This is a genomic window from Psychrilyobacter sp. (genome assembly GCF_049671765.1).
GTDB lineage: Bacteria > Fusobacteriota > Fusobacteriia > Fusobacteriales > Fusobacteriaceae > Psychrilyobacter.
In genome coordinates this window covers 1-6,898 of record NZ_JBATVM010000198.1, presented here as the reverse complement: position 1 = coordinate 6,898, position 6,898 = coordinate 1, and the positions used below count along the sequence as shown (strand labels likewise).

Genomic DNA, 6,898 nt, shown 5'->3' with positions numbered 1-6,898 from the left:
TACTTCTTTACCTAAGAGTAGTTATCCTATGAGGATGAAATCTCAAAATTTAAATGAATTTTTTCCAGATGTAATAAAGAAAAATATGAAGTTAGCTTTCCATCAGTGGAAAAAAATGCCTAATTTTATATCTAACGAAGCACTCCTAATAGGGCCTGAAACAAGAACTTCTGCACCGGTTAAGATTACTAGAAATGATGTAGGAGAGTCTATCAGTACAAGGGGATTGTATCCAATAGGTGAAGGTGCCGGATATGCCGGTGGAATAACTAGTGCTGCCATAGATGGATTAAAAATTATAGATAGTATATTTGCTGAATAAATAAATTAAATTACTATTTAGGCTTCCACAGGATTTCCACGAAACTATTCTATATTTGAATACCTTATACTATTGGTGTTCTGAGGAATAAATAAAATAACAGTTATCATCCTAAAATAAATTCTATATAACATGGGAAAAAAACCACATCCAGGTCAATGTTACCAAGGATGTGGTTTTTTAGTTTATTTCTATAAAATAACAAAATTAAGACTTATTTCTTATGATATTTATAAATCTTTTAACAAAAGATCATATTGAAAGTTCTCTCTCGCTTCATCTATTTTTTCTAATATTTCCTTAGATTCCTCTCCTACATTTTGGCTATAACCTATCTCTGTAATTTGAGAAATAATATAGCCAATAGAAATAATTTCTATATTTTTAGAGAGTTTATACTTTCTTTCATCACTAGATGTAACTATTTCCACTATAAAATTTAATTTTGCCAGCATATTTAGTATATCCTGAGTTACTCCTATTGCAATTCCAAGCTTGTGGGATAATTCATTGGTACTCATTGGCAATTTATTTTCCTCATAGTTTTTTATAAGATAGTATATGCACACTATAGATATATCTCTTTTAGATGAAAAATTTAAATTTATCTCATTTATAGTGTAGGAGTACTTATAGGAATTTTGTATGATAAAGGACAGATGAGCTCCCAATAAGATAATGAACCACACTATCTTTTGCCACATTATAAATATAGGTATAAGGGAAAAACTCCCATAGATTGCATTATAGTTTAATAAACTAACCTGTATATGAATAAAAATAGATTGCGTTATTTGAAATACAATCCCTGAAAATAATCCTGCTATAAATGCTGTAGATAATTTAACCTTTGTATTTGGGATGATTAAATATATAAGGGTAAAGAATATTATGATAAGGACCTGTGGAATGAAATTCAAAATTCCTAGTAACTCTGGGTGTATCTTTAATATGAAGACTTGTAATATTGCAGAGAGTCCATTAGATAAGACTATAATTAATGGAAATAAAAAAATAAGTGACATATAATCGGTTACCTTTCTTACAAAACTTCTTGATTCTTGTACTTTCCATATTTCATTAAATGATTTTTCAACTGCAGAAAATATTTTTATAACCGACCAAATTAAAAATAAAATTCCTGTTCCTGCTATTAATTCTCCCTTGGTATTTTCCAAAGTTCTCTGGGAAAAAATCAAAATTTGATCTAAAATTTCATCCTGTAAAAAAAAGGTCTTATATAATTCATCTTTTATTATTTTTTCTACTCCAAATCCTTTAGTAATAACAAAAGCTATTGCAATTACAGGTACAATAGTAAGAAGGGAATAAAATGTTAGTGCAGATGACCAAAGATCAGACCTACTTTTTTTATAATTTTCAAATGTAAATAGGATTAACTTTAGTATTTTAAAGATTAATTTATTACTCTGGCTAATTTGCTTTCTTATCCCCTGTATAAAATTTCTTATAGTAAATTTCACTTTTACCAACTCCTAGTCCTAATTTTTCATCCATATTATTATGGTAGGATTTATAATTATTTATGTGTATACTTAATATTATATACTTTACTAAGTATAACTATATATTCCTATGAAGTATATAGCTTTTTATAATCAAAATAAAAACAATTCGTATTTTGACTATTTCGTCTATAAATTTCTTTCCTACTATAAATCATTTTAATAAAAAATTTAAAATGTAACAACTAAATAATTATTAAAATCCTTTAAGCTCAATAATAACAACAATTTTAGATGAAAAGTAATATTTATAAAACTTTAGTTATAAAATTAACATCAGTTTAAAATTACGACAGTTATTTAATAAAGTTAGATTATATAAATTACCTTGTAAATATAGCAAATATTATGATAAACTAATTAAACGGAGGTGTTTAATAAACATGATAATTAAACCAAGAGTAAGAGGAAGTTTAGCTCTAAACTGCCATCCCATGGGATGTAAAAAAATAGTTGAAGACCAAATTAAAATTGCAAAAAATAGTAAGCAATATGAAGGTGCTAAAAAGGTACTAATTTTAGGAGCTTCTTCAGGATATGGATTATCTACTAGAATTTCATTAGCATTTGGCGGAAGTAAATCTGATACCATTGGAGTTTCTTTTGAAAAAGAAGGTTCAGAAAAAAAAGTTGGAAGTGCTGGTTGGTATAACAATATTTGGTTTAAAGAAGCCGCAGAAAAAGAAGGATTAGTTGCTAAAAACTTTATTGGGGATGCTTTCTCCCATGAGATGAGAAAAGAAGTTATTGAATATATAAAAAAGGAATTTGGAGGTAAAATAGACCTTCTAATATATAGTGTCGCTTCTGGAGTAAGACAAGATCCTAATACTGGTGTTGTTTATAGATCTTGTATTAAACCTATAAATGAAGAGTTTGGTGGATACACACTAAATATTCAAAAAGAAGAAATTGAATATATGAGTGTTGATTCTGCAACAGAAGAAGAAATTGCAAATACTATTAAAGTAATGGGTGGAGAAGACTGGAGCCATTGGGTAAATGCTTTGGTAGATGAAGATGTCTGTAATGATGGTTTTAAAAGTATAGCCTATTCATATATTGGAGGAGACATCACTCGTGCAGTATATAGAGATGGAACTATTGGTAGAGCAAAAGAACATTTAGAAAATAGTGCTATAAGTTTAAATTCTTTGGTAAAAGACAAATTAAATGGAGAAGTGTATACTGCTGTCAATAGAGCAATAACTACAAAGGCCAGTGCTTTTATTCCGTGTTTTTCAATATATGCTTCGGTACTATTTAAAGTCATGGCAGAAAAAGGACAAGAAGAGCCGTGTATGGAACATACTCATAGACTTCTTTCGGATATGATCTATGGAGATTCTCCTAATTTTGATATACAAGGTAGGATGAGACCGGACTCTTTGGAATTAAATATGAATATTCAAGAAGAAAGTGTAAATATATACAAAAACATTACAGAAGAGAACTTCAAAGAGCTGTGCGATTTTAAATTATACAAAAAATATTTCATGAATTTAAATGGTTTTGAAGCAGTTGGAATTGATTATGATGTAGATGTAGATTTAGAGTGGTTGTCAACTTTAAGACCTTAAGTTCTGATTGTGGATAATGTGGGTTTTATGGACATATTTTAACGAAATTATTTGCACTTTTTTTTGAATTATGATATTCTAAATTTGTAGAAACATTTATTCAAATTATTAGGAGGATTAAAAAAAATGGCATCAAAAACAGTAAAAATCACAAATGACACAGGATTACATACAAGACCAGGAAACGAATTCGTAACTGTAGCTAAAACTTTTGAATCAAAAATTGAAGTTGAAAATGAAGCGGGTAAGAAAGTGAAAGGAACATCACTATTAAAATTATTATCTCTAGGGATAAAAAAAGGAACTAACGTAACTGTTCATGCAGAAGGATCAGATGCTGAGACTGCTGTTGAAAAATTAACAGATCTTTTAGCAAACTTAAGAGACTAATCACTTAAGATAGAAGGTTTGACCTTCTATCTTTTTTTTAAAAATTTTTAATTACGGAGGTTCTCAAAATGAGAAAATTAATAGAAGGTATAGATGCTTCTCCAGGAATTGTTGTTGGAAAAGCATTTTTATATAAAGAAACAGAATTATTTATTAATAAAGATAAGGTAATAGATGCAAAAAATGAAGAAAAAAGATTATTGGATGGTAGAGATGAATCTAGAGAGCAATTGTTTGAGATAAGAAAAATGACTGCTAAAAAATTAGGAGAGGATAAAGCCACTATTTTTGATGGTCATATTACTCTTTTAGAAGATGAAGATCTATTTGAAGAAGTAGTTGAATTAATTGAAGATGATCAAATATCAGCTGAATATGCACTTTCTCAAGGAATAGAAGTATATTGCGATATGTTATCTAATTTAGATGACCCTTATTTAAGGGAAAGAGTAGCAGACCTTAGAGATATAGCCAAAAGATGGTTATACAATATCACAGGAACTCCAATTATAGATTTAGGAAACCTTCCTGCTGAGACTGTTATCATAGCCAATGACTTAACACCGTCAGATACAGCTCAAATCGATCTTAAAAATGTTGTAGCATTTGTTACACAAATAGGTGGTAAAACAGCACATTCTTCTATTATGGCTAGATCTTTAGAACTTCCTGCCGTTGTAGGGACAAAGACTATCTTAAATGATGCTAAAGAAGGAGAAACAATCATTGTCGATGCATTAACTGGTAAAGTTATTATCAACCCTACCAATGAAGAAATTGTAGTAGCTCTTAAGACAAAAGAAAAATTTAATGTTGAAAAAGAAGAATTAAAGGAATTAAAAGATAAGAAAGCAACATCTAAAGATGGAATCACTGTAGGAGCTTGGGCTAACATTGGTGGGCCTTCTGATATTGATGGTGTCCTTAGAAATGGTGCTGATGGAATAGGTCTTTACAGAACTGAATTTTTATTTATGAATTCTGATAAATTTCCTACTGAAGAGGAGCAATTTGAGGCATATAAAGAAGTAGTCGAAAGAATGAATGGTCTTCCTGTAACTATTAGAACAATGGATATCGGTGGAGACAAAGCATTATCTTATATGGAGTTACCTGAAGAGGAAAATCCATTTTTAGGATGGAGAGCAATCAGAGTTTGCTTAGATAGACCTGCAATCTTAAAAACACAATTTAGGGCCTTACTTAGAGCTTCTGGATTTGGATATGTTAAGATCATGCTTCCTATGATAATTTCATTAGATGAAGTTAGACAATCAAAAGTTTTGTTAGAAGAATGTAAGGCCGAATTAAAAAATGAGGGTATCAATTTTGATGGAAATATCCAATTAGGTATTATGGTTGAAACTCCAGCTGTAGCATTTAGAGCAAAGTATTTTGCTCAAGAAGTAGATTTTTTCTCAATTGGTACAAATGATTTGACTCAATATACACTGGCTGTAGATAGAGGAAATGAAAAAATCTCTAGTCTTTATGATTCTTTCAATCCTGGTGTGTTAGCAGCTATCAAATTATCTATAGAAGGTGCTCATGAAGGTGGAATACCTATCTCTATGTGTGGAGAATTTGCAGGAGATGAATTAGCAACTCCTATCTTATTTGGTATGGGATTAGACGCATTTTCAATGTCTGCTATCTCTGTATTAGGTATTAAAAGAAATATTATTCACTTAGATAAAAAAGAATGTGAAGCATTAGTTGAAAGAGTAATGACTATGGCTACTTCTGAAGAGATTAAAACTGAAATAAGAAAATTTAACGAAAATTTATAAAAATTTATAAAAATTTATAAAAATTTATAAAAGAGGACAATAACAATAAAATTATTGTCCTCTTTTGCTTTTGAAATTCTTCTATCATTAACAAAAGCTAATAAAAAATTCTATTTACACATTTCGTAAACTTTAATGATTTCTTCTTTAGTAATTGGTCTCGGACCAGGAGTAGTTTCAAGATTTGGACCTTTAAACATTCTAACTATATCGTCAGCCATTCTTTCAAACTGATCAGATGGAATATCAACATCTGAAAGAGTTAAATAAGAATCTGTAGATTTTAACCATTCAACAACTTTACCTGATAGCATTTTTGCAGCTTTTATATCATCTTGCTCTGTTACACCAAAACATCTTCTAGCTAATTTAGCCCATCTGTGTGGTAATACATCTGCAAATAATTCCAAGTATGGTGGGATTACAACAATCATACCTCTACCATGTGGTAAGTCATAAATTGCACTTAAAGGCATCTCTATTGAATGCATTGGAATACAACCTGTTCTACCAAGAGCCTGGATACCTGACCAACCAAATATAGAACATAGAGCTAGTTGTCCTCTAACTTCAGTGTCTTGAAGGTTATTGATAATTTTATCAAAGTTATCCATCAATGTAAGGATCATACCCTCAGTTTGTCTGTCTGCAAATTCAGATTCAGCATGACTAGAGAGGTAGTGCTCTACTAAATGAGAGAAAATATCTACACAACTATCTTTAGTAATACTTAAAGGAACAGATGTTAATAACTCAGGATCAACAATTGCTACTTTAGGGAATCTATAAGCAGATCTAGAGAAACTTTTTTCATTTGTTTCAGCATTAGTTAAAACTCCACCTGCATTACATTCTGAACCAGATGCAGAAATAGTAGGAATAGAGATAATAGGGAATGCACCGGTATATTCTCTAGGTACTCTGTCTCCTAAAACAACATAGTCCCAAGCTAATCCACCAGAAAAACTAGTAGCAGCTATATATTTAGATCCATCAATAACACTTCCGCCACCGAGAGCAATAACAAGGTCACATTTCTCAGCTTTGAATATTTCAATAGCCTTATCGATAGTTTGTGTTCTTGGGTTAGGTTCAATTCCTGTAAATGTTACAAATTCAATTCCTGCAGCTTTTAATGAAGCTTCAACTTTATCTATAATTGGATCTAAAAATCCACCTCTTGCATATGTTGCGATCATAGCTTTCTTACCATGATTTTTAGCTATTTCTCCAACTTCGTTGATTCTACCGTTACCGTAAGCAATCTCTGTTGGGAAATTCCAGTTAAAA

6 protein-coding genes are annotated in these 6,898 nt (G+C 30.3%); 4 read left to right on the top strand and 2 right to left on the bottom strand.

From position 1 onward, the window contains the following. Positions 1-322 (top strand): FAD-dependent protein (locus tag WBG30_RS09835; protein WP_424504480.1); only part of this gene is annotated, 322 nt, incomplete at its 5' end. 230 nt (positions 323-552) lie between these two features. Here the strand turns inward: WBG30_RS09835 and WBG30_RS09830 are convergent. Then, on the bottom strand, positions 553-1,806 hold the full coding sequence (locus tag WBG30_RS09830) for a YihY/virulence factor BrkB family protein (protein WP_424504479.1): 1,254 nt from the start codon (positions 1,804-1,806) through the stop codon (positions 553-555). A 425-nt stretch (positions 1,807-2,231) separates the two neighbouring features. Between WBG30_RS09830 and fabV the strand changes: the two genes are divergently transcribed. From fabV to ptsP, 3 genes are all read left to right on the top strand, one after another. Continuing rightward, positions 2,232-3,428: an enoyl-ACP reductase FabV gene (fabV, locus tag WBG30_RS09825; protein ID WP_424504478.1), complete on the top strand. Its 1,197-nt coding sequence runs from the start codon at positions 2,232-2,234 to the stop codon at positions 3,426-3,428. Between the two features lie 126 nt (positions 3,429-3,554). Continuing rightward, a complete protein-coding gene (locus WBG30_RS09820; protein ID WP_424504477.1) occupies positions 3,555-3,818 on the top strand; it encodes an HPr family phosphocarrier protein in 264 nt (87 codons plus the stop codon). 68 nt (positions 3,819-3,886) lie between these two features. Next, complete coding sequence (ptsP, locus tag WBG30_RS09815; RefSeq protein ID WP_424504476.1) at positions 3,887-5,608, top strand: phosphoenolpyruvate--protein phosphotransferase; 1,722 nt, start codon at positions 3,887-3,889, stop codon at positions 5,606-5,608. A gap of 110 nt (positions 5,609-5,718) precedes the next feature. On the opposite strand, the gene WBG30_RS09810 is transcribed toward ptsP, so the two are convergent. Further along, the coding region (locus tag WBG30_RS09810; protein ID WP_424504475.1) for an iron-containing alcohol dehydrogenase at positions 5,719-6,898 on the bottom strand (1,180 nt) is incomplete at its 5' end.

Coding starts and splice junctions, on each gene's coding strand:
- fabV (WP_424504478.1), top strand. CDS start 2,232: ATGATAATTAAACCAAGAGTAAGAGGAAGTTTAGCTCTAAACTGCCAT.
- WBG30_RS09820 (WP_424504477.1), top strand. CDS start 3,555: ATGGCATCAAAAACAGTAAAAATCACAAATGACACAGGATTACATACA.
- ptsP (WP_424504476.1), top strand. CDS start 3,887: ATGAGAAAATTAATAGAAGGTATAGATGCTTCTCCAGGAATTGTTGTT.